The organism is Mesorhizobium sp. B2-4-7, assembly GCF_006442685.1.
GTDB lineage: Bacteria > Pseudomonadota > Alphaproteobacteria > Rhizobiales > Rhizobiaceae > Mesorhizobium.
In genome coordinates this window covers 321,087-343,288 of record NZ_VFVH01000005.1, presented here as the reverse complement: position 1 = coordinate 343,288, position 22,202 = coordinate 321,087, and the positions used below count along the sequence as shown (strand labels likewise).

Below are 22,202 nucleotides of genomic sequence, written 5' to 3'. Positions count from 1 at the left end.
TGCTTCCTTCCCCGTCAGGCCGCCGCGGCCGCGAAAAGAGTGTCGTAGGCAGCGCCAAGCTGCTGGCGCTCCGGCGCCGCGATCGGCTCGAGCGGCGGCCGCACCGCCAGCCAGCGCTCGTCGCCGGTCTTGCGCGCCACCATCACCTTGACCGCCGGAAGGACCGGGTGCTTGAGCAACTCGAGCACGAAACGCTCGACGCGCACGTCGTCGTGCCCTTTCTCGGCCATGGCGAGGACCTCGCCAGCGGCGAAATTGGCCATGCCCGAAATCGCGCCCTGGCCACCGATCCTGACCGCCCGCGCCAGATGCCGCTCGTCGCCGATCAGGATCACCAGATCGCCATGGGCGCCGAGCAGCGCCTCGCTATAGGCCCAGTCGCCGCCGGAATCCTTGACGCCGGCGACCACGTCCGGAAACGCCTGGCGCAGCCGGCCGATCAGCCCCAGCGAAAGCTGCACCGTGGTGACCGAGGGGATGTTGTAGAGCAGCACGCCGCGGGCCAGCGGACCGAGAGCGGCAAAGACAGCGGAAAACCAGCCGAAAAGGCCATCGTCGCCGATATTCTTGAAATAGCTGGGAGGGGCAAGGAGGATGTTGCGGGCGCCGCGCTGCAAGGCATGGCGAGCCTGCTCGGCTGCATCCTCGGCCGCATCGACCAGCACGCCTGCGACAAGCTGATGCGGCGCGATGCCGGCCGCCAGCATCGCCTCGGTGACGGCCCGCCGCTCCCCGGTGCCGACCGAAGCGCCCTCCCCGGTGGTGCCGAAAAGCGTCACGCTGGTGCAGCCCTGTGCCAGGCAGCTCCGGGCCAACGTCACCATGGGTGGAATGAGGATTTGCCCCGACGCATCGAAAGGCGTGGCCAGGGCAACCGAAAGACCAAAACGCGATGTCACCAGCGAGTCTCCCAAAGAGCAGTGCGCAGGTAGTGCTATCACGCTAACATGTTAGTCGTAAATAGGGCGGATGCAAATTTACGGAAACGCAAGTTGTGATGGTTCCGGTGCAGGCGCTATCCATGCCCAGGCCCGTTTGTGCCGTTTTTCCTTTTTCCTGCCATGTTGCGTTGCGAAAGATTTGTTGCATTGCGATACGATCCGCCCCGGCCGACAATGGCCGCGGGTTGGGCTTGCACGAAGGATTTGTCGTGGCAGCATCGTTCCGACCCGATATCGAGGGAATGCGCGCACTGGCGGTAGCCGGTGTCGTCGCCTATCATTTCGGCCTCACAGCCCTGCCCGGCGGCTTTGCCGGCGTCGACATCTTCTTCGTCATCTCCGGCTATCTGATCACAAGACACCTTTTGCAGGAGATCGGCGAGAGCGGCCGGCTGAACCTGTGGCGCTTCTATGCCCGCCGCGCCCGGCGGTTGCTGCCGGCCTCGCTGTTCGTCATCCTGGCCACGCTGCTGGCCGGCGCCTTCATCCTGTCGCCGGAGGAACAGGCGCTCTATTCGAAGGGGGCGATGTTTGCCTCGGCCTATATAATCAACCTGTGGCTGATCCGCTGGTCGTTCGACTATTTCGCTTCAGACGCCGCCAACAACCCGTTCATCCATTTCTGGTCGCTATCGGTGGAGGAGCAGTTCTACCTCGCATGGCCGGCGCTGCTTGTTCTCGCCGCATGGCTGCGGCCGGGACGGCGCGCGGCCATCGTGGTCATCGGTGTCACCGGCCTGGTGTCGTTCGTGGCCTGCGCCTGGCTGACCAGCGTTTCGCCGCCCTGGGCTTTCTATTTCTCGCCGCTGAGGGCCTGGGAGTTCGCCGCCGGCGGGCTTGCCACGATGGTGCCGGCAAGTTTTCTCCGGTGCCACCCGCGGCTGCGCGCCGCGCAAGGCTGGCTCGGCCTGGCGCTGATCGTGCCCGCCTATCTGCTGCTGGACGAGGCGCTGCCCTTCCCCGGCCTGCTGGCGCTGCTGCCGGTCGTCGGCACGGTGCTGCTGCTGGTCAGCGGGGCAGGCGAGCGCCAAGCGGATGGCAAGCTGGCCGGCGGCCCCGCGGCTCTCCTGTCGCTGCCGCCCATGCAATGGATCGGCAAGCTCTCCTACTCGCTCTATCTCTGGCACTGGCCGGTCATCGTCTATGCGGGAATGGTCACCGCGGAGCTTTCCGGGCTGGACAGGTTTGCCTGCCTGGCACTGACGCTGATGCTCTCCATCTTCACCTATCACGTCATCGAAAACCCCGTGCGCCGCAACGGCTGGCTGATGGCAAGCGCCGCCCGCGCGCTCGTGCCCGCGGCGCTGCTGACCGGCGCCGGCGTGGTCGCGGCCTACGCCAATGCCAAGTTTGCCGTTCACGAACTCGATCCGGAGCAGCGCGTCATCGCCCAAAGTGCGGCGCGTCCATCCACCGCGCGCGCCAGGGGCGGCTGCGTGCTCGACTACGAGACCATCACCCCGAAGCCCTGCGTGTTTGGCGCCAAGAATGTGAAAGGCACGATCGCCTTGTTTGGCGATTCACATGCCGACCACTGGTCGACGCCGCTGATCCAGGCGGCCGAAAAGCGCGATTACCGGGTGGTTACCTGGCTCAAATCCTCGTGCCGGGCGTCCCGGCTGTCGACATGGTCGAGCAAGCTGAAGCGCGACTACGCCGAATGCGACCAGTGGCGCGAGCAGTCGATCAAGGAGATCCTGGCGCTGAGGCCGGCCCTGGTGGTGATCTCGGAAATCGCCCTGACCAGTTCGCGCAAGATGGCCGCCGGCAAGGATGAGCCCGACAGTCAGGACGCGGAGTGGAAGGCTGGCCTGCGTTCGACGCTGGAGACGTTCAGCAAGGCCGGGCTGAAAGTCGCCTTCATCCGCGACGTGCCCTTCAACGACGAGCAGGTCGACACCTGCGTGGCGCGTGCGCTGTGGCGCGGCGACACGCCCTCGCTCTGTGATCAGACGCGCGCCTATGCCGCCAACGACGCCATGGCCGCGGTGGAGCGCGACGTCGTGCGCAGCATTCCGAACGCCCGCTATGTCGATATGACCGACCAGTTCTGCAACCAGACCACCTGCCATGTCTTCATCGGCGGCAAGATCGCCTTCCGCGACCGCCACCATCTGGCGACCGCTTTCGCCGAGACGCTGGAGAAGCCGCTGGAGAAGGCGCTGTTTTAGAAGGGGTTAACGTCCCTTCTTCAAAGGCGCGCTGCCAAGGCGCCGCCCCCTCACAGCGCGCGCGGGCACGAAACATTGGTTTACCGGCTTTATGGGAACAGGGCCGCGAGGGCAGCGTTTATTAGATGAGCCTTAAAGAGGAGGTTGCCATGAAGAAACTCTTGCTCGCATCCGTGATTGCCGTCGCTTCGGCGGTGGCCGTGATCGCCCCGGCAAATGCCGCCAGCATCACGCTTGGCATCGGCAACGGCTATGACGACGATTATTATGTTCCCAGATATCGTCACCACTATCGCGATTATTCCGACGATGACGGCTACTATCGCCGCTACAGCATGTATGACGAGAGCTACCGTCCGCGTTATTACGGTCATCGTCGCTGCCACACCGAGGTGATCAAGCACTGGCGTCATCACCATCGGGTCATCGAGAGAGTCCGCGTCTGCAGGCGTTGACCTGACAACCAATCCGGCCGGCATCGCGCCGGCCGGATGTCATGCACAGCGCCATGCCCTGGAGCGGAGCACTTGTCGTGCGCGCCGCAACTCCTCGGGGCCCAACCCTATCGTCGCATCATCATCCCGTAGTGCATCGCCAGCAGATCGAGCCCGATTCTCAACAGCTTTGCCGCCACGTCCCTGCCCTCGCTCATCTCTCCCGCCACGCCTCTGACCGACTGCTCCAGGCACACGATCTTCCGGACCACGTCGACCACCTCCCAATGGCCGAGCGCGCGGGTCGCGGCGGCGTGCGACCGTCCGGCATTGAGCACGCTGTCGGTGATGCCGCCGCTTGTCCTGTCGCCGTCGACGCGTTCGCTCCAGCGCATCGGCTTGATATCAGCCTGCTGGCTGGCGCGGAAATCCTCGCGGTAGCGCAGACCGGCTTCGCGCTGCTGGCGCGACAGCGAGGTGATGCCCAGCAGCGGATCGATGCTGCGCACCCGCACGATACCACCGGTGGAGGTATGGCCGTCATTGGACACCTCATAGACGCGCCGCGCCTCCGATGTCCCGGTTGCGAGCCGCTTGCGGCCGAACTCATCGTCCCGCAACGCGAAATCATGGCCGACCTCGCGGCGGATGCGCACCTGCTCGGCCTCGCCCTTCGGCAGCTTCGGCGTCTGCGGTTTGGCTGATCTGGCGGCTTTCTTGCTCATGGCTGCGTCCTTGTGGGGAGTGGATTGAGGTGCTGGCTGGCGCGGCAGCGATCCCTGGCGAAATTGGCTGCGTGCGCCGGAACCAGCGGCGAGGCTGGGCGTTGTGCCGCACCAAACCAACAGGAGGTATGCCCATGACCGCCTTCATGCCGGTGACCTTGCGCTTCTGCGACAACAAGACCATGCTGGTGGGCTCCATCGCCCAGGCGGCGACCGCGCTTCGCCGGCAATGGCCTGACAAGACGGCCACCGCCTATCTGGATGCGGCAAGGCTGGTCAGGCTCGCCATCGACGGCAGCTGCCGCCAGCGCGTCGCCTTCGAGGCTTTCACCAAGGCGGCCGGGCAGCAGGGGCTGCTGGTGGCTAAGCCGCGTAGCCGCGCCCATGAATGGCTCGACGCCGCCGCGGGCCCGTGAGGTGGCTGAAAACGTGATGCAACCGCGCCGCCGCCTTGCACGTTGATAGGGGCTGGCTTCCGAGCCGCGCGCAACGCCAAGGTAACCGCCGTGGGTACCATGAAAACAGGATCTCCGCTCAAAGTATGCCTGGACGGGCATGTCGAGGTGATCGACGGCGTCGCTGAGGCAGCCGACTTCCTGCAGCGCTGGCCGATTGAACGGCGTGGTCATGTCTACCGCAGTGCGCTCAACGCGTGCAGCGCAGCCATCGCGGCGCAGATTTCGCACGCCGACGCGATGAAAGCGTTCACCGGCTTCGCCCGGGTTACCCGTATATTGGCCGGCGATGACGGCCGGCCAGCGATGCCTGATGCAATAAGCGTGCGGATACCAAAGCAGGGCCACGATCTGCCAAAATAAAAGCGTTGCGTGGCCGCCGTTCTCGCCAGATCGCCAACACTGCAAAAGAAAAGCCAGCGTTGCAGCTAGTCTCTTTCTCCCCGTTTTACGGGGAGAAATGCCCGGCAGGGCAATGAGGGGCGGTGCCACCGCTTCGATACCTTGCATCTGACCCAATCTCCCTCCCGAATTCATGCCGTTCCCAATCCTGCACCCGGCGCCGCCCGCCTGCCGTTAGCTTCTCTCCAGAACGGGAGGAAGCTCACCCCGCCTCGCAGACACGCCGGCGGAAGCGCGCCTGATGATAGGTGCAGTAGCTTTTCATCGCCCTTGTGCGCATGCCGCAGCACAGCATGTGGACGCCCGGCCGGCCGCCGGGCGCGTCGTTTTCCGGATTTTGCTCCAGCGCCAGGTCGAGCGGAGCGCGGCAGCGGCCGAACAGGCAGTCGACGAAGCGCATTGCCACGCCATGCGGCTGGCGGCCGATCGGGCTTCGCTGCGGCACCGGCACCTCCAGGCGGTAGGCTTGCCCGTCCGCCATCAGCACGCCGGCCTCGCGTGCTGCGAGGCGTTCCGCACCTTCACCCTTCGGCACGCGCTTGCGTCCGGCCTTGGCGGCGCGGTCGGCGGCCTTGTCATTCGCCCTCTCGGCTGCCGCGATGCGCTTGCTGTTGGCAAAACCGATCGAACTCAGCATGGCGTTACGGTGAACGATGCCGATGATGGCGTCGCGCGACACCGGGCTGCCTCGCGACGCGCTGAACCGAGCCGCGATGCGCGAGGCGGAAAGTCCGTCCGTCAGCCAGCCGGCGATCGCCTGCAATTCCTTGTCGCCGTAAAGTGCCATATCTGGTCTCCGTCCATTGCGCGGCCGCGGCAGCGCGCGACGCCGCCGGCGAGTATCGGTGTCGGCCCGCCGCAGGCGGTGGGCATTGTTGGGTTGGATCCGGCCTGTCGGCCGTTGGATTGGCGGCCTCAGCCCGGCCGGCCGCCCAGCGCGGCGAGGCGCGCCAGCCGCGCCTCTGCCGTCACCCGGTCGGGTGCGAAAACCGCCCTGCCCGTCAGCCTGTCGAGCAGGATCACGGTGCCGTCCTCGGTCCGGATCAGGGAGCGGATCCGCACCGCGCTGAATTGGGGGCCGGAGCCGCGGGGAGCGGCGGCTCCGGCCGTTCCGGCCGCCGGTGACGGGCGGACCGGACGTGCGGCTGATGCATCGGGGCAATCAGCCTCACGCTTCGCCCTGGCCGGGGAGGAGGACAGCCGGGGCGAAAGGGAATGAGCGCTGGCCGGCTCGCGTGAAGCTGGCCTGAGGGCGCTTTCGACTCGGAAGGGGTTGAGCTTTTGCATGAACGGATATAAGCATAACTCAAAAACTTATGCAAGCCATTCTTTCATGGACGAAAGCAGCGCTTGTTGGTCACATGGGCGCCATGGTGAAAACGCAACTGTCGATCAAGGTCGGGGCGGCAATCCGCCAGGCGCGCAAGCAGCGCGGCCTGGTCATGCGCCACATCGCCGAGCACAACGACACCGACGTCGCCGCCGTCGGCAATTGGGAAACCGGTCGCAACCTGCCCAAGACGGAAAACCTCCTGAAGACTGCCGCCTTTCTGCGTGTCGACCCGGTGGCGCTCGGCAAGGGCGAGGTGGTTTTCCTCGACGATGCCGGACCGGTCAACGACGCCGAGATCGTCACCGACGCCGGGCCGCCCCCCGCCGGGCCGATGGACATCCAGGTGCTGGGCGCCGCCGTTGGCGGCGACGACGGCGATTTCACCTTCAACGGCGAGCCCGCCGGCTACGTCCAGCGCCCACCCGGCATCCGCAACCTGGCCAAGGTGTTCGCGCTGCATGTACTCTCGGATTCCATGGTACCCCGTTACGAGCCCGGAGACCTGATCTATTGCGGCGGCCGCGATGCCGTCCCGGGCGATCACGTGGTGATCGAAACCTTCCCGGAAGAGAACGAACGCAACGGCAAGGCCTTCATCAAGAAATTGGTCAAGCGCACCGCCGTCGAACTGGTGGTCGAACAGTACAATCCGCCGAAGACGTTGACCTTCAACCGCTACGCCATCAAGCAGGTCTGGCGGGTCATTCCGTTGAAGGAATTGCTGGGCTATTGAGGGCGACGGGGCAATTCTTCCTCCCACAAGGAGAGCAGGCAAAACCCAGCGTCGATGCCACCTCACGCCCGCCCCGATCCCTCCAGCGGCATCTCGCGCTCGCTCAGCATCAGCGCCTCGCTGCGCACGCGCTGGCGCTCGTTGATAAACGCCGCCCGGATCTGGATCGCCGTGCCCGGCAGCCCGTCGGCGCGGCAGGCCGAGCAGACCAGCCGGCCCGAAAGCGCTGCCAGCGGCGTATTGCCAGTCACGCCGAAGCGCCGCAGCTGATCGGGCTTCCACCACCTGTTGCGGCCGCAATCGGCGCATTCGACCGATATCGAAACGACATCCGCAATCACTGATCCCTTGCCCGTCAATGCCATCGCGGCTCGCCTTTTTGTTCCTTGTTTGTTCGCATATTCCTGTGTTTTGAAACGAGAGTCGAGTCGCATCTTTCAGGGCTCCGCAAAAGTTTCTCTTTCGCCAATTTTTGAGTTATGCTTCTATATGACTTGCAAAGCCGAGTCGGCGCGCGTGCAGCACCCCGGGAGAGACGATGGACGCCCTTGCCGCCGATTTCGCTCATGCCTGCGGCTATGACGGCGACAGTCACGCCCTCATCGAGGCTTTCGCGAGAATCCGCGAACACGGCATCCGCCAGGCGCGCCTCGGCCATTTCAGGCGCAAGGCGGTCGTCGACGCGCTGAAACAATCGGAAGCACTTTTCCTGGCGGCGATCGGCCCGGCGCTATCGGCACAGGAAGCCATCGAGGACGCCGCCCGCTTCATCTCCTTCTGGCGCAACATGCCGCGCTGGCGCCAGGAACGGCGCCTGGCGGACCTCGCCAGGGCGAGGCAACAACGCCTGCTGGCGCGCTTCTTTCGCCGCTACGGCCACCGCATTTGGGCCTTGCAGGCGGCATAGGCGGGCTCGCTAAGCCGTCGGCGACCACACTGCGCCACGAGAGAGACGCAGCCACGAGAAGGACTGGGCAATGCCGCCATTTGCGGGTTCCCATCCGCGCGTTTTCTTCCTAGATTGCCTGCGGGTGGCTGATCGTTCGACGTGCATATCAGGGAATGTTCAAGACTGCCCGTTCAAGAGTCCAGGCCTGGATGACGGCAGGCGCGGGAACCATCGCCGCGCTGTTGGCGGCCGGCCTCATGGGCGCCTTTGGCGCCCTGCCCGCTCACCCTCCGCCGCAACTGCCGTCCGATGCCGCCATCGATGCCGGCCGCTGGCGCATCAAACCGGTGCGTGCCTATGTCAGCCATGCCGACATCCATGGCGTGCCGCTGAAACCGGGCCAGAAGGCACTGGTGCTGGAGGCCGACATGACCAACCGCACGGCCGAATCCAACAAGGCCTACTTCGCTGTCTTCAAGCCGGAGGGAATCACCCTGCCGGACTCGATGCCGATGATCGCCCTGATACGCGATTCGACCCTGGCGCCGGAACTGCACCCCGGCATGACCGAGCGCCTGGCCTATGTCTGGCCGCTGGCCGGCGACGCCGCCGTGCCGCCGACGCTCGCCTTCGGCGTCACCGCGGAGATCTTCAAGCCGCGCGACAATCTCTACGGCACGCCCGGCTGGTACAATCCCTACCGTCTCGGCACCGTGACCTTGCCGCTCGCCGATATGCCGGCAACGGACACGCCGGGAGCCGGCTCATGAGGATGCGGGTCCTCGGCAATCTCGCGATTCTCGCCGCCACCGTGGCGCTGAGCTACGGTATGCAGCTTTCCAAGCCGCATTATGCCGACCTCACCGCGCCCATCCCGGTCGACGGCGCCATGCACGACACGGTGCGGGCACGCAGCTTTGACGTGCGGCTTGACGAGGTTGTCTTTGCCCGCGCGCTGAAGACCAACCAGTTCGGGCAGCAAAAGCTTTTGACGACGAGCGGCGTGTGGGCGGTGGTGACGACCAGCCTCACCGCGACCGACGCCTCCATCACGGTCGCGGACGGCACCTGGCAAGGTCCGACCGGTCTGCGCTACCGCCAGACGGAGCGGCTGGGCTATCGCCAGGACATGCCGCCGCACGGCGTCGATCCCGGCTTGCAAAAACGCGGCCTGTTCGTCTTCGAAGTACCGCCCGACCAGATCGGCGGCGCCAGGCTGCTGGTCTCGGAACGCCAATTCGGCGCGCTCGACGCGCAGGCCCGCATCAGCTTCGACGGGTTGTCTGCCGGCGCCGATGGAGAACCGGCCGGCATCCTGCCGCAATACGATCTGGATGCACCACCGGGCCAGACTTCTCCGGGCCAGACACCGCAGGGCAAGCCATGAGCGCCGTCGCGACCGACATGGGGCCGGCCGCCGAGCGGCAGGTCGAGAAAAAATGGCGCAGGCGCAGCCTGGCGGCGCTTGTCATCCTGCTGCCGCTGGCGCTGGCAGAAACCAGCCATGACAGCTTGCGCGAATGGCTGGGCGGCGAAGACCTCATCGCCAGGGATGTCGAGTTTGGCCAGTCCGCGCACTTCGGCGGCAGCGACTGGAAGCTGGCGGACCTGCGCGGCGGCAAGGCCGGCCGCTTGCCCGATCAGGCCTTCGCCGTCATCGCCACCTTCTCCGTCACCGTCGGCGATCCCGACTTGCAGAAGCAATGGCTGGGCTGCAGGCTGATGCTGACCGATGCCGCCGGCCGCCGCTGGCTCCCCGACATGATTTCGGGCGTCAGACTGCCGGACGGCGTGATGAACTGCACCTCGGCGATCTTCTCCGGCGCCAAGACAGGCGACGTCATCACCATCGGCGACACCTTCATCGTGCCGGAGGATGCCATCAAGACCATCCGTCCCGCCATTGGGCTGGGAAGCGGGCGGCCGTGGTACCTGCGGTTTCAACGGCCGCCGAAGTAGCGACAGCGCCGGCAGTCCGGAGTCACGGCACGGCGATCAACAGGACGTAGGCAACAAAGACGACGAGGTGAGCAAGTCCGGTGAGAACCGTCGTGCGTCCGGTACTGAAACTTACGACACTCACCGCAAGGGCCAGAACCAGCAAAATCACGTCGCTCGGACCGAGACCGAGGTTGAGCGACTTTCCGGTGATGAGGCTGGCCGCCGCCACTGCCGGGATCGTCAGTCCGATGGTCGCGCACGCCGAGCCCAAAGCGACGTTCAATGCGCGCTGGAGCTCATTCCCCCACGATGCCTTGATGGCGGAGATCGCCTCGGGGAGCAGCACGACAAACGCAATCATCGCGCCGACGATCGCATCCGATTGCGGGATCTGCAGGTAGGTAAGGCCATCTTCAACGCCAGCCGCGACCCGTTCCGTCAGCAGGACGATCCCGACCAGTCCCAGAAGCAGGAAGACGAAATGCGTTGGCACGCCGTGGACCTGCGGAGAATGGCTTTCCGGAGCGCTTTCACGCAGCTGCACCTCCAGGAAGTCCTCTTTCTGGCTGTAGCTCTGGGCGAAAACGAAACTGCCGTAGAGCAAGAGCGACAGCAGCGCGACGAAAGCCAGTTGCGTGGGAGAAAATGTCCCGGGGCTGGTGGCAAGCGTATAGTTCGGGAGCACCATCGTCAGCACCGTGATCGCGGTCAGCACCGAAAGAAAGGAACTTGTGCCTTGCCTTCGGATGTCCTGGTGGCGGTGCCGCCACCCGCCAAGTGTCAGGCACAGCCCCACGATGCCGGTGCAAACGATCATGACCGTGGAGAACACGGATTCTCGCGCCAGGGTCGGATTGTTGGCGCCATGTCGCATCATCGAGACGATGATCGACACTTCGATCGTCGTTACGGCCAAGGTAAGGACCAGGGTGCCGTACGGCTGTCCAACACGTCGGGCTATCGCCTCCGCATGTCGCACCACGGCAAAGACGGTTGCCAAGGTAAGGATGATCGATATGCCGGCAACGATCACCACAATCGCCGTCCGATCTTCGATCGGCTCTATGTTCGATTGCAATAACGCCAGCGCGCAGCAGACCACAGGCAGGCCGAAGGTCATTGCCTCACTTCGACGGCGGAAGAAGTAAGTCATGCCATTCTCTTCGATCTTGCGAGTGCAAACAGGCGGTCTGTTTACGAGACCAGGAAAGATCGCACTTTCGCCCCATCGCACGTACATGGCAAGGCGCGGCAAGGATACGCTACGGCCGTTCCCGTCGCTACCGGGAACGACCGCCCGTCTCACCCGTCCCCTTGGAAAGCGAGAACGCCGTCTCCAGGACGGCGGCGAGGAAGCAGATGCGCAGCGGCTCGATGAGGATGCCGGTGGAGGAATCCTGGAACGGGCTGCCGAACAACAGCGTCACGCCATGCGACAGGATCTGCCAGACGTCGAGCTCGTGCGGGCCGATCAGCCGCGTCGCGCCGAGCCACAGCCAGGCCGCGCCCCAGTCGAGCAGGCGATAGCCGACGATCAGCGTACACAGCAATACGAGGCTGGAACTCACCGTCAGCCGCACGCCATTGGCGATCGGCAGATAGCGCGAGCGGTAGCCGGCGACGAAATGCTCGACGAAATCGCGCAGGAATTTCGGCAGGCCGGCATAGCGCTTGCCGACGCGTTCCAGCCGGCCGTGCACGCGCATCAGTGCCGTATCGTCGCGCACATCATAGCCATAGATCAGCGCCGCCATCACCAGCCAGATCAGCGGCAAGAGCATGTAGAAGAACAGGTTGACGGCGATCGTCGAGGGCGCGATCGAGGTGATCTCGACCGGCACCATCGGCGCGGCCGTCGCCGTCGGCACCGGGCTCGCCAGCCCGTCGGCCGACGCCTGCAGAACCGACCAGAAATTGCGGCTCATCAGCCATTGCAGCGCGCTGTCCTTCCAGCGGCTGATGACGTAGAGGCCGACGAAGATCCAGTTGGTCTCGCAGATCACCACCACGATCTGCCAGAACGAGGCGGCGCCCGTTTTCGCCTGCATGAACTTGGCCAGCCGGCGCACCAGCCAGGACACCGCCACCGAGACCAGCAGCCAGCGCGAATCCAGCACGTCCAGAACATTGGCGCTCTGGCCGAAGCCGGCCTGGTCGAGCGTTTCGCGCGAATATTGCCGCACGATGTCGCCGAGGAACCCCCAGGCCGCGTAGTAGGCGAAGAAGGGTAACAGCGCGATGGTGATCATGCGCACCAGCCGCGAACCGCGCCGGTCCGCGGTTCCCTGCCCCTCGGCGACCGTGGCCTTTTCCGCGCCACGCTGCGCGGCCAGCACATGGGGCAAGCCGGGACGCAGCACATGGAACATCGCCACCGTCACCACCAGTTGCGCCAGTGCCACCAGCGTCAGCATGGCGAGCCCGGCGAAATGATTTGCCAGCGCCACCTTGGCCGCCAGTTGCAGCAAGAGATCGCCGGCCAGAACACCGGCCAGCACCAGCACGACGAGCTGCGGCCAGAACCGCCGCAGCAGCGAAAAACTCAAGCTGATCGGTCTGATGATATCGGCAAACATGAGGTTCTCTCAGAATGCCACCCGCCCGAAATCCTTCTAGCAAAGGGGGGTTGTTTTGCAAGAAAGGTAGCGAGCTCTCCTGCCTATGGCAGAGCGGCGATTTCCCCTTCTCCGACGACAAGGGAGAAAGAATTAGCGCCTCACCCGCGACTTCAGCCAGCGATCGAACGCCACCGCCAGGATCAGGATTAGGCCGATGACGATGCTTTGCGTGTAGGACGAGACGTTGTTGAACTGGAGCCCGTTCTGTAGCACGCCGATCAGGGCGGCGCCCACCACGGTGCCGCCCACCGAGCCGATGCCGCCGAACAGCGAGGTACCGCCGATGACGACGGCCGAAATGACCGTCAGCTCGTAGCCGATGCCGGCCACCGCTTCGGACGAATTCAGCCTGGCCGACAGCACGAAGGCGGCGAGCCCGGCGAAGAAGCCGACGATGACATAGACCGAGACCAGGATGCGGTCGACGCGCAAGCCCGACAGCCGTGCGGCCTCGGCATTGCCGCCGACGGCGTAGACGGCGCGTCCATAGCGCGTGTAGCGCAGCACGATGTGGCACAGGATGGCGGCCGCCGCGAAGATTATCGCCGGCACCGGCACGGGGCCGATCAGCCCGGTGCCGAACCAGCGCATAGAAGCGTCGAAGCCCGAGATCGGGCCGCCATTGGAGATGGTCAGCGTCAGGCCGCGAAACACGGTGAGCCCGCCAAGCGTGACGACGAAGGGCGGCACTTTCAGCCTGGTGATGGCAAAGCCCTGAACACCGCCGGCCACCGCCCCCACCACCACGGCAGCGAGCAGCGCCGCGAACCAGCCATAGCCCTGCGTTCCCGACGTCGACAGCGACAGCGTGTTGGCAGTACCGCCCTTGGCGACCACGGCCGCCACCATGCCGCAGAAGGCGAGCAGCGAGCCGACCGAGAGATCGATGCCGGCGGTAAGGATGACGAAGGTCATGCCGAGCGCGATCAACCCGGTGATCGATATCTGGCGGGTGATGTTGAACAGATTGATCGGATCGATGAAGCTCGGCTTCAGCACGGTGAAGACGACCACCAGCGCCGCCAGGAACAGCAGCGGCCCGAAATTCATCAAGAGCCGCGCAATGCTGATGCCGCCACGCCGGCTCTGCTCCTCGGCCACGCTCATCGTGCCTCCTCCTCAACCGCTCCCGGCTGGTCGAGCGCCATCAGTTCCATCAGTTTTTCCTCGCTTGCCTCGATGCCCGGCATCTGCCCGGTGATGCGTCCCTTGCGCATGGTCACGATCCGGTCCGACACAGCCAGCACTTCGGGCAGCTCGGACGAAATCATCATCACCGCTATGCCGCGCGCTGCCAATTGCACCAGGATCTGGTGCACCTCGGCCTTGGCGCCGACATCGACGCCGCGCGTCGGCTCGTCGACGATCAGCACCTTGGGGTCGCGCGCCAGCCAGCGCGCCAGGATCACCTTCTGCTGGTTGCCGCCCGACAGGCCCTCGATCGCCTGCTCGGCCGACGCCATGCGGATCGACAGCATTTTCCGGAACCCCGCCAGCGCATCGCGCTCTCGCCGCTCGGCCATGAAGCCGAAGCCATTGCTGAACCGCCCGAGCGAGGCGACGGAGAAATTCGGCAGGATGCCGAGCGCGGCGAAGATCGCCTGATGCTTGCGATCCTCAGGCACAAGGCCGATGCCGAGCGCTATGGCATCCGCCGGCGAGGCCGGCGCGATGGGCCTGCCGTCGAGCGTGATCGTGCCGCCCGCGATCCGGTCGGCGCCGAAGATGGCGCGCGCCAGCTCCGTGCGACCCGAGCCGACGAGGCCGGCGACACCCAGGATCTCGCCGGCCTTGAGGTCGATATCGACGCCGTCGAGCACGATGGCGTGCGGCGCTTCGGGATCGCGCACCGTGCGCAACCCGCGCACCGACAGCACGACGTCGCCGGCCACCGTGCGCTGCGCCGGCCGCGCATAGAGCTCGGACGCCGCGCGGCCGACCATTTTCTCGATGATGCGCGGCAATCGGATCGGCCCGCCTTCGCGGTCGAGATTGCCGGCCAACCTGCCGTCCCGGAGCACCGTCATGCGGTCGCAGATGGCGGCGGCCTCCTCCAGCCGATGGGTGACGAACATGATGGCGACATGGTCCTTGCGCAGCCTGTCCATGATCGACAGCAGCCGCTGCACCTCTGTCTCGGTCAGCGCTGATGTCGGCTCGTCCATGATGATCAGCCGGCTCTTCAGCGACAGCGCCCGTGCAATCTCGACGAGCTGCTGCTCGGCCACCGAAAGCGCCGAGACCGGCGTCATCGGATCGATCGTGAGGCCGACGCGGGCGATGATGGTGCGGGAGTCCTGCTCCATCTTGCGCCAGGAGACGAGGCCGAGCGGACCGGCCGGGGCGCGGCCGATGAAGATGTTCTCCGCCACCGTCAGCGTCGGGATCAGGCTGAGCTCCTGGTAGATGGTGACGATACCTAGCCGCTTGGCATCCTGCGGGCTCGACGGCCGGTAGTCGGCGCCGTCGAAAATGATATGGCCGCTGGAAGGCGGTATGACGCCCGACAGGATTTTCAGCAGCGTCGATTTGCCGGCGCCGTTTTCGCCGAGCAGGCCGAGGATTTCGCCGGGCCTGACGTCGAGCGAGACATCGTTCAGCGCGGTGACGCCGGCGAAACGCTTGGTGACGCCCTCGACGGCGAGCAGGACGGGTGCGGCTTCAGCCATGGAATGGGTGCTTCCCTCGATGCAGTTTCCGGACCCGTCGGCGCGTGAACACCCCCCTCTGTCCTGCCGGACATCTCCCCCGCAAGGGGGGAGATTGGCTGTCTGTTCCGCATTCGCCAATTCTCAACGCCGCAATGAGAATGCGGACATCGACGCTGCCGATCTCCCCCGCCTTGCGGGGGAGATCGCCGGCAGGCCAGAGGGGGGTGCTGCCCCGCCGACCTCTCCATGCGCTCACTTCGTCTCGTTCAACCTCTCGGCCTTGTCGAGATTGTCCTTGCCGATGACGATCGGCGTCAACAGCACCAGCTTCTCCTTCGGCTCCTTCTTGTCCCTGGCGTAGGCGACCGCGATCTGCACGGCGGTGCGCGACTGCTGGCCGGGGAACTGTTCGACCGTGCCGGCGAGCTTGCCGTCGCGGACCGCGACCAGCGCTTCCGGCAGCGCATCGAAGCCGTAGATCTTGACGTCGGTGAAGTTGCGCGCCGCGCAGGCTTCGAGCGCGCCCAGCGCCATGTCGTCATTGGCACAGACGATCGCGTCCGGCTTGCCGTTGGCGGCAAGGCCGGCTTCCGTCACCGACAGCGCCTCGGCGCGGGCGAAATTGGCGGTCTGCTCGAAGACGATCTGGTACTTGTCCTTCAAGGGATCGAGCACATTGTGCACGCCCTTGTTGCGGTCGATCGCCGGCCCGGCGCCGGGTTGGCCCTGGAGGTGGAACAGTTTCGCGCCGTTGGGGAACGCCGCCACCACGGCCTGCGCTTCCGCCTCGCCGCCCTTGACGTTGTCGGCGCCGACATGGGCGAGGATGCCCTCGACGCCGTCGACGCGGCGGTCGATCGTCACCACGGGAACGCCCGCCTTGACCGCTTCCTCGATGGCCGGCGCCAGCGCGTTGACGTCGAGCGGCGAGATCACGATGGCGTTGACCTTCTGCACCAGGGCCGCCTCGATGTCGGCGGTCTGCTTGGTGGCCGAGTTCTGGCCATCGCTCTCGGTCAGGTTGACGCCTTGCGTGGCGGCTTCCGCCTTGATCTCGTTCAGCATGTGCACGAAGAACGGAAAGCCGAGACTGGGCACCGAGCCGAGAATGGTGAGCTTGTCCTGCGCAAATGCCGAGGGCGCGGCAAGCACCATGGCGCCCGCGGCCACGGACGTCATCAGGAATTCACGTCTGTTCATGGGATCCTCCTCCACAAGAACGCACGGCCCCGGAAACCGGGACGGTTTCAGGAAGGATCATGCGTCGGTTCAAAGTGTTGGAGCATCCTCCTTGCGCTTGCTAACGCATGCCGCTCCAGCTGATCGCCGTTGCAAAAACTGCCTCCCGTCGGCACCAGCAAACGGATGCTAGCCCAGGCTCAACCATTTGTGCAACATCGATATAACAGGGCCAGACGGCAATGGTCGGAATTTGGATGAGCCGGGTGCCCAGCTTCCATTCTCCGGCGCTGGCCCTAGTTTGAACCGCGCCTGAGCCCATTCCCTGGAGACACCCGCATGAAACCGCACATCATCTGCCATATGATCGCGTCGCTGGACGGCAGTCTCCACCCGAGCCGCTACACGGCCAGCCCGGACGGAACCCGGGCCGAATGGTCGAGCCTCTACGAGCATATCCATAATGATTTTGCGGGCGACGGCTGGATCGTCGGCCGCGTCACCATGGCCGAGATGAGCAAGGCCGGCGCGCACCCGCCGGCCGATGCGGGCAAGGTCGACCGACCCTATCATGTCGCGCAAACCGGTACCGGAAGCTACGCGGTGGCGCTCGATCCATCGGGCAAGCTCCACTTTTCCAAGCCCGACATTGGCGGCGACCATGTCGTGGTGCTGCTTGGGCACGATGTCGCCGACAGCCACCTGGCCGAGCTCGCCGCCGACGGCGTGTCCTATATCATGGCGGAGACGGCCGACATGGATCTCGGCCGGATGCTCGAAGTTCTCAACCGCGAATTCGCCATTCGCCGGCTGCTGCTCGAGGGCGGCGCCGGCATCAACGGCTCCTTCTTCGCGGACGGCCTTGTCGATGAGCTCAGCCTTCTCGTCGCTCCCGCTCTTGATGGGCGGGCGGCGAACCAGGGTTTCGTCGAATTCGGCGAAACCGGCCTCGCGGGCAAGATGCAACTGTCGCTCAAAAGCTGCGAAGCCCTCGCCCACGGGCTCGTCCATTTGCGCTACGCCGTCGGCTGACGACGCTTTATCGGCGGGTCATGCGTCGTACCGCATGGCCTCGAGATCGGCGATCAGCGTCGGGCCGGTCGGCTGCCAGCCGAGCCGCGCCCGGGTCAGCGCGCTGGAGGCCGGCAGATCCATCGGTGCGAACATCGCCATCCAGCCGAAATGCTCCGCCGCCTGTTCCGGAGCGATCGAAACGACCGGCACGTTGAGGCCCCGCCCGATCACCTCGGCGATCGCGCGCACTTCGACGCCTTCTTCGCCGACCGCGTGATAGCGCGCGCCGGGCTGCCGCTTTTCCACCGCCAGCCGGTAGAGGCGCGCCGCGTCCAGGAGATGGCCCGCCGCATAGCGGTTGCGGCCCTCGCCGACATAGGCCGAAACGCCTTTCTGGCGCACGATTTCGATGAGCGGCGTGATGAGCCCTTGCTTGACCGGGTTGTGAACCTGCGGCAGCCGCACCACCGAGACGTTGACGCCGGCTTCCAGCAAGGCATTGCCGGCGAGCTCCGAGGCGATGCGCGGATTGGGATGGCTGGCGTTGAAGACGTCCTCGCTGGCAAGCTCGCCATGTCCGGGGCTGCCCACGCCGACGCCGGAGGTGATCACCAGCGGCCGGTCGGATCCGGCCAATGCCTGGCCAAGTGCCGCGATGACCCGGCTATCCTTCTCGCAATTCTCGGCAAACCGCGAAAAATCATGGTCGAACGCCGTGTGGATCACCGCTTCCGCCTTCGCCGCGCCGTCGCGCAGGCCCTCTGGATCCTCGAGCGTTCCCCGATGCACTTCGGCGCCCGCCGCCGCCAGCGCTTCGGCCCCCGCTTCGGAGCGAGTGACGCCGACCACCTGATGGCCCGCCTTGATGAGCTCGGCAACGAGCGCCGAGCCGATGAAACCGGTCGCGCCGGTCAAAAAGATACGCATGCGAATTCTCCTGCACGATTGCCTGCGCAGTATCGCCGGTCTATTATTCCATTAAAGTAGTGATCTTATCGTGGTATAATGGCTAACAGGATGCCCACCAATTCCGCCGGTTCGCTCGCGGCGTTTCTGAGAGACCGGCGCACCCGGCTCGATCCGGCCTCGTTCGGATTTTCAGGGCGCCGGCGCACGCCGGGGCTGCGCCGGGAGGAAGTGGCCCAGCGCGCCAACATCAGCCCGACCTGGTACACATGGCTGGAGCAGGGTCGTGGCGGCGCGCCTTCGGCCGATGTGCTGAACCGCATCGCCAAGGGGCTGATGCTGACCGAGGCCGAGCGCGAGCACCTTTTCATGCTCGGGCTCGGACGCCCGCCCGAGGTCCGCTATATCGGCGCGGAAGGCATCAGCCCCCGGCTGCAGCGCCTCCTCGACACGCTTGAATCGAGCCCCGCCTTGGTCAGGACCGCTACCTGGGATGTCGTTGCCTGGAACCGCGCCGCCCAGGTCGTGCTGACCGATTACAGCGCCCTGCCCGCAGACCAGCGCAACATTTTGCGCTTCATGTTCCGCAGCCCGGCCATCCGCGAAAAGCAGCACGACTGGGAAAACCTCGCCCGTTTCGTGGTGGGCGCCTTCCGCGCCGACGCGGCGCGTGCCGGCGCGGTGTCCGAGGTACGCGAACTCGTCGACGAACTGTGCAGCGCCAGCCCCGAATTCGCCGCCCTGTGGCGCGAGAACGACGTGCTCAGCCATGGCGACGGAACCAAGCGACTGAAGCACCCGGTGCTCGGCGACATCGAGCTGGAATATTCGGGATTCGCGGTCGACGGCCGCCCGGATCTGAGCCTGACCGTCTACAATCCGGTCGACAGCGCGGTCGCGGAGCGGATTCGCGAGCTGGCGAAGCGCGCCAAGGTGTCATTGGACCCGCCGCGATGATCCCCGCTCGTTCCTGGAACATTCCAGAAATGCGCAGCGGGTTGCGTCCTGCCATGCGTCCCATGAAACCGTCATCGGGGCGCCTTACCACCGCATCCCGCCGACAAAGTCGATGAATGCCCGCAGCGGCGCCGGGATGAGCCGGCGGCCCGGGTAATAGAGGAACGGGCCGGAAAACTCCTGCCACCAGGGCTCCAGTACCGGTTCGAGCCGGCCATCGTCGAAATAGGGGCGCAGCCAGTCCTCGAACAGCGAGACGATGCCGCCGCCGGCGACCGCCACATCGAGCGCAAGCGCCATAGCGGTGCCGGTGCTGACCAGCAGCGGCCCGGTCGGCTCGACGCTCACTATCTCGCCGTCGCGCTCGAACTCCCAGGGCGGCGTCAGGCCGCTGGCGAAGCGGCCGCGCAGGCATGCGTGATCGAGGAGGTCGCGCGGATGGTCGGGCCGGCCACGCCGGTCGAGATAGACCGTTGCGGCAGCGGTGGCGAAGCGCTGCCGGCGCGGGCCGATCGGTACGGCGATCATGTCCTGCTCCAGCCGCTCGTCATAGCGAATGCCGGCATCGCAGCCGCTCGCCAGTATGTCGACGAAACTGTCCTCGGCGGTCACCTCCAGTCTTATGTCGGGATAGGCGGCAAGGAAGGGCGGCAGAAGGCGCGGCAGAACCAGTTTCGCCGCCACGACAGGCACGTTGAGCCGCAGCGTGCCGGCCGGGCGGCCGCGAAAGCCGTTGACGACATCGAGTGCTGCCTCGACCTCGCCGAGCGCGGGGCCCAGCCGCTCCAGCAGGCGTGCGCCGGCCTCGGTCGGTGCGACGCTGCGCGTGGTGCGGTTGAGGAGCCGCACGCCGAGCCCGGCCTCCAGCCGCCGCACCGTTTCGCTGAGGCTGGAGGCGCTGACGCCGCTGACCCTGGCCGCCTCGCGAAAGCCGCCGGCGCGCGCCACCGCCATGAATGCCTGGAGGTCGCCCAGATCCGCCATTGTTCGCCTTTCCGCACAGCCTGTGCCGATTGCGCCATATTATCGCGCAAGCGGGCATTGTCTATATCTGGGCCGATCCACAGGAGATTGAGACCATGACTGACATCAGCAAGGCCGGAACATTCAAGCTTGGCGACCGCATCGTGAAGCGCATGGGCTACGGCGCCATGCAATTGGCCGGACCCGGCGTGTTCGGCCCGCCGAAAGACCATGACGGTGCACTCGCCGTGCTGCGCGAGGCGGTGGCGAGCGGTATCGACCATATCGACACCAGCGATTTCTACGGTCCGCACGTCACCAACCTGATCATCCGCGAGGCGCTGCACCCCTATCCCGCCAATCTCACCATCGTCACCAAGGTCAGTGCCCGGCGCGGCGCCGATGCATCGTGGATCCCCGCAATGTCGCCGCAGGAACTGACGCAGGCCGTGCACGACAATCTCCGCAATCTGGGACTGGACACGATGGAGGTCGTCAACCTGCGCTCCATGCACGGCATACACGGCCCGGCCGAAGGCTCGCTCGAACCCCAACTGAATACGCTCGCCGAACTGCAGCGTCAGGGTCTGGTGCGCCATATCGGCTTGAGCAATGTCACATCAACCCAGATCGCGCAGGGGCGCGGCATCGTCGACATCGTTTGCGTGCAGAACCAGTACAACATCGCGCATCGCGAGGATGACGCACTGATCGACGAGCTTGCCGCGGCCGGCATCGCCTATGTGCCGTTCTTCCCGCTCGGCGGCTTCACGCCGCTGCAATCCAGCACGCTGGCCGATGTCGCGCAAAAACTCGGCGCCACGCCCATGCAGGTGGCGCTCGCTTGGCTCCTGCGTCGCGCGCCCAACATCCTGCTCATCCCCGGCACCTCGTCCATTGCGCATCTCAGGCAAAACATCGCGGCGGCGGAGCTGGAGCTGCCAGCCGACGCGCTTTCCGTGCTGAACGGGATCGCGGACGAGACCGAGCAAGCAGCCTAAGCCGGCGCGACTAGCGCTTGCCGGGCGGCACCGCTGTCCGGCAAGATCCCGACCTCGGCGGCGGCTTGCGCAACCGTCGCCGGCCATGGCATCTGGTCCGGTACAACGGATCGATCCGAAGCAGCATGGCTCCACGACCACCACGACCCGGCGTCAGCCTCAACCGCGCGCTGTCGAAGCTCGGCCTGTGCTCGCGCACGCAGGCCGAGCGGCTGATCGCCGAGGGCCGCGTGCGCGTCGGTGGCAAGGTCGCGCGCGATGCTTCCCTGCGCGTCGATATGAATCGCGACCGCATCGCCGTCGACGGCGAAAAAATCGTTGCCGAGCGCAAGGTCTATCTCATGCTCAACAAGCCGCGCGGGCTGGTCACGACCCGCGACGACCCGCTCGAGCGCGACACCGTCTATGCCTGTCTTGAAGGGCTTGACCTGCCTTTCGTCTCGCCGGTCGGCCGGCTGGACAAGGCGAGCGAAGGCCTGCTGCTGATGACCAACGACACGCGCTTTGCCAACCGGCTGATGGACCCGGCCTCGCACCTGCCCAAGACCTATCATGTTCAGATCGCCACGGTGCCCGACGCGGCGGTGCTGGAAGCGCTGCGCGCCGGCGCGCGTATCGACGGCGAGACCTTGAGCGCCAACTCGATCGAGCTGCTGCGCAGCGGCGGCCGCACCGCCTGGCTGGAGATCGTGCTCGACGAGGGCCGCAATCGCCACATCCGGCGCCTGCTCGCCGCCCACGGCATCGAGGTCAAGCGCCTGATCCGCGTGGCCATTGGCCGCTTGCCGCTCGGCGATCTCGCCAAGGGTACGGCAAGGCATTTGACGCCCGATGAATTGGCGCTGCTGGCGGGGTGAATAGGCGCAGGGTTGGCACTGTCGTTCGGCAT

General features: G+C 65.7%; 25 protein-coding genes. 13 read left to right on the top strand and 12 right to left on the bottom strand.

Annotation, left to right across the window (positions count from 1 at the left end; genetic code table 11):
* Positions 1-14 precede the first annotated feature (14 nt).
* Entirely contained in the window at positions 15-899 is an 885-nt protein-coding gene (locus FJ946_RS17300) for a dihydrodipicolinate synthase family protein (RefSeq protein ID WP_140521424.1), read from the bottom strand.
* Between the two features lie 251 nt (positions 900-1,150).
* On the opposite strand from FJ946_RS17300, the gene FJ946_RS17295 reads away from it, so the two are divergent.
* Entirely contained in the window at positions 1,151-3,112 is a 1,962-nt protein-coding gene (locus FJ946_RS17295) for an acyltransferase family protein (protein ID WP_140565407.1), read from the top strand.
* Between the two features lie 149 nt (positions 3,113-3,261).
* The gene (locus FJ946_RS17290; protein ID WP_140499110.1) at positions 3,262-3,567 is read left to right on the top strand and encodes a hypothetical protein; all 306 of its coding nucleotides are present in this window, start codon (positions 3,262-3,264) and stop codon (positions 3,565-3,567) included.
* Between the two features lie 107 nt (positions 3,568-3,674).
* On the opposite strand, the gene FJ946_RS17285 is transcribed toward FJ946_RS17290, so the two are convergent.
* Positions 3,675-4,271 carry a DUF6456 domain-containing protein gene (locus tag FJ946_RS17285; protein ID WP_140521422.1) on the bottom strand — a complete coding sequence of 199 codons (597 nt, stop codon included), beginning with the start codon at positions 4,269-4,271 and terminating at the stop codon, positions 3,675-3,677.
* 134 nt (positions 4,272-4,405) lie between these two features.
* Between FJ946_RS17285 and FJ946_RS17280 the strand changes: the two genes are divergently transcribed.
* Positions 4,406-4,687 carry a DUF982 domain-containing protein gene (locus tag FJ946_RS17280; RefSeq protein WP_140499114.1) on the top strand — a complete coding sequence of 94 codons (282 nt, stop codon included), beginning with the start codon at positions 4,406-4,408 and terminating at the stop codon, positions 4,685-4,687.
* A 99-nt stretch (positions 4,688-4,786) separates the two neighbouring features.
* Positions 4,787-5,089 carry a DUF982 domain-containing protein gene (locus tag FJ946_RS17275; protein ID WP_181167691.1) on the top strand — a complete coding sequence of 101 codons (303 nt, stop codon included), beginning with the start codon at positions 4,787-4,789 and terminating at the stop codon, positions 5,087-5,089.
* A 241-nt stretch (positions 5,090-5,330) separates the two neighbouring features.
* On the opposite strand, the gene FJ946_RS17270 is transcribed toward FJ946_RS17275, so the two are convergent.
* Positions 5,331-5,915 (bottom strand): GcrA family cell cycle regulator, encoded by a 585-nt coding sequence (locus FJ946_RS17270; RefSeq protein ID WP_140521421.1) that lies wholly within the window; start codon positions 5,913-5,915, stop codon positions 5,331-5,333.
* 128 nt (positions 5,916-6,043) lie between these two features.
* Positions 6,044-6,190: a hypothetical protein gene (locus FJ946_RS31185; RefSeq protein WP_224618688.1), complete on the bottom strand. Its 147-nt coding sequence runs from the start codon at positions 6,188-6,190 to the stop codon at positions 6,044-6,046.
* A gap of 299 nt (positions 6,191-6,489) precedes the next feature.
* Here FJ946_RS31185 and FJ946_RS17260 point away from each other — a divergent pair, with 299 nt between their 5' ends.
* The gene (locus FJ946_RS17260; RefSeq protein ID WP_140565749.1) at positions 6,490-7,194 is read left to right on the top strand and encodes a helix-turn-helix transcriptional regulator; all 705 of its coding nucleotides are present in this window, start codon (positions 6,490-6,492) and stop codon (positions 7,192-7,194) included.
* A 62-nt stretch (positions 7,195-7,256) separates the two neighbouring features.
* Here the strand turns inward: FJ946_RS17260 and FJ946_RS17255 are convergent, their stop codons facing one another.
* A complete protein-coding gene (locus tag FJ946_RS17255) occupies positions 7,257-7,559 on the bottom strand; it encodes a hypothetical protein (RefSeq protein ID WP_140556357.1) in 303 nt (100 codons plus the stop codon).
* Positions 7,560-7,732: 173 nt separating this feature from the next.
* Between FJ946_RS17255 and FJ946_RS17250 the strand changes: the two genes are divergently transcribed.
* The 4 genes from FJ946_RS17250 to FJ946_RS17235 all read left to right on the top strand — a co-directional run bounded on the left by FJ946_RS17250 (position 7,733) and on the right by FJ946_RS17235 (position 10,042).
* Positions 7,733-8,101, top strand: a complete 369-nt coding sequence (locus tag FJ946_RS17250; protein WP_140565410.1) for a hypothetical protein — start codon at positions 7,733-7,735, stop codon at positions 8,099-8,101.
* Between the two features lie 191 nt (positions 8,102-8,292).
* On the top strand, positions 8,293-8,853 hold the full coding sequence (locus tag FJ946_RS17245; protein ID WP_224519033.1) for a hypothetical protein: 561 nt from the start codon (positions 8,293-8,295) through the stop codon (positions 8,851-8,853).
* A 2-nt stretch (positions 8,854-8,855) separates the two neighbouring features.
* Positions 8,856-9,470, top strand: a complete 615-nt coding sequence (locus FJ946_RS17240; RefSeq protein ID WP_246673066.1) for a hypothetical protein — start codon at positions 8,856-8,858, stop codon at positions 9,468-9,470.
* A complete protein-coding gene (locus FJ946_RS17235; RefSeq protein WP_140516193.1) occupies positions 9,467-10,042 on the top strand; it encodes a hypothetical protein in 576 nt (191 codons plus the stop codon). Before FJ946_RS17240 ends, FJ946_RS17235 begins: the two co-directional genes overlap by 4 nt.
* Positions 10,043-10,064: 22 nt before the next feature.
* Here the strand turns inward: FJ946_RS17235 and FJ946_RS17230 are convergent, their stop codons facing one another.
* From FJ946_RS17230 to FJ946_RS17205, 5 genes are all read right to left on the bottom strand, one after another.
* Entirely contained in the window at positions 10,065-11,177 is a 1,113-nt protein-coding gene (locus tag FJ946_RS17230; RefSeq protein WP_140565414.1) for an ionic transporter, read from the bottom strand.
* 127 nt (positions 11,178-11,304) lie between these two features.
* A complete protein-coding gene (locus FJ946_RS17225; protein WP_140565418.1) occupies positions 11,305-12,600 on the bottom strand; it encodes a hypothetical protein in 1,296 nt (431 codons plus the stop codon).
* A 132-nt stretch (positions 12,601-12,732) separates the two neighbouring features.
* A complete protein-coding gene (locus FJ946_RS17220) occupies positions 12,733-13,749 on the bottom strand; it encodes an ABC transporter permease (protein ID WP_140516199.1) in 1,017 nt (338 codons plus the stop codon).
* Positions 13,746-15,311, bottom strand: coding sequence for a sugar ABC transporter ATP-binding protein (locus tag FJ946_RS17215; RefSeq protein WP_140559844.1), 1,566 nt, complete (start codon positions 15,309-15,311; stop codon positions 13,746-13,748). Before FJ946_RS17215 ends, FJ946_RS17220 begins: the two co-directional genes overlap by 4 nt.
* A gap of 234 nt (positions 15,312-15,545) precedes the next feature.
* On the bottom strand, positions 15,546-16,493 hold the full coding sequence (locus FJ946_RS17205; protein WP_140565423.1) for a substrate-binding domain-containing protein: 948 nt from the start codon (positions 16,491-16,493) through the stop codon (positions 15,546-15,548).
* A gap of 318 nt (positions 16,494-16,811) precedes the next feature.
* Between FJ946_RS17205 and FJ946_RS17200 the strand changes: the two genes are divergently transcribed.
* The gene (locus FJ946_RS17200; protein ID WP_140565427.1) at positions 16,812-17,504 is read left to right on the top strand and encodes a RibD family protein; all 693 of its coding nucleotides are present in this window, start codon (positions 16,812-16,814) and stop codon (positions 17,502-17,504) included.
* A gap of 18 nt (positions 17,505-17,522) precedes the next feature.
* On the opposite strand, the gene FJ946_RS17195 is transcribed toward FJ946_RS17200, so the two are convergent.
* On the bottom strand, positions 17,523-18,413 hold the full coding sequence (locus FJ946_RS17195; RefSeq protein ID WP_140565430.1) for an SDR family oxidoreductase: 891 nt from the start codon (positions 18,411-18,413) through the stop codon (positions 17,523-17,525).
* A gap of 90 nt (positions 18,414-18,503) precedes the next feature.
* On the opposite strand from FJ946_RS17195, the gene FJ946_RS17190 reads away from it, so the two are divergent.
* Positions 18,504-19,349 (top strand): helix-turn-helix transcriptional regulator, encoded by an 846-nt coding sequence (locus tag FJ946_RS17190; protein WP_181167669.1) that lies wholly within the window; start codon positions 18,504-18,506, stop codon positions 19,347-19,349.
* Between the two features lie 84 nt (positions 19,350-19,433).
* Here FJ946_RS17190 and FJ946_RS17185 read toward each other — a convergent pair whose 3' ends face one another.
* Positions 19,434-20,333, bottom strand: a complete 900-nt coding sequence (locus tag FJ946_RS17185) for a LysR family transcriptional regulator (RefSeq protein WP_140516211.1) — start codon at positions 20,331-20,333, stop codon at positions 19,434-19,436.
* Positions 20,334-20,428: 95 nt separating this feature from the next.
* Here FJ946_RS17185 and FJ946_RS17180 point away from each other — a divergent pair, with 95 nt between their 5' ends.
* Both FJ946_RS17180 and FJ946_RS17175 read left to right on the top strand, forming a co-directional pair.
* Positions 20,429-21,313 carry an aldo/keto reductase family oxidoreductase gene (locus FJ946_RS17180; protein WP_140565433.1) on the top strand — a complete coding sequence of 295 codons (885 nt, stop codon included), beginning with the start codon at positions 20,429-20,431 and terminating at the stop codon, positions 21,311-21,313.
* Between the two features lie 125 nt (positions 21,314-21,438).
* Entirely contained in the window at positions 21,439-22,170 is a 732-nt protein-coding gene (locus FJ946_RS17175) for a pseudouridine synthase (RefSeq protein ID WP_140516215.1), read from the top strand.
* Positions 22,171-22,202: the final 32 nt, after the last annotated feature.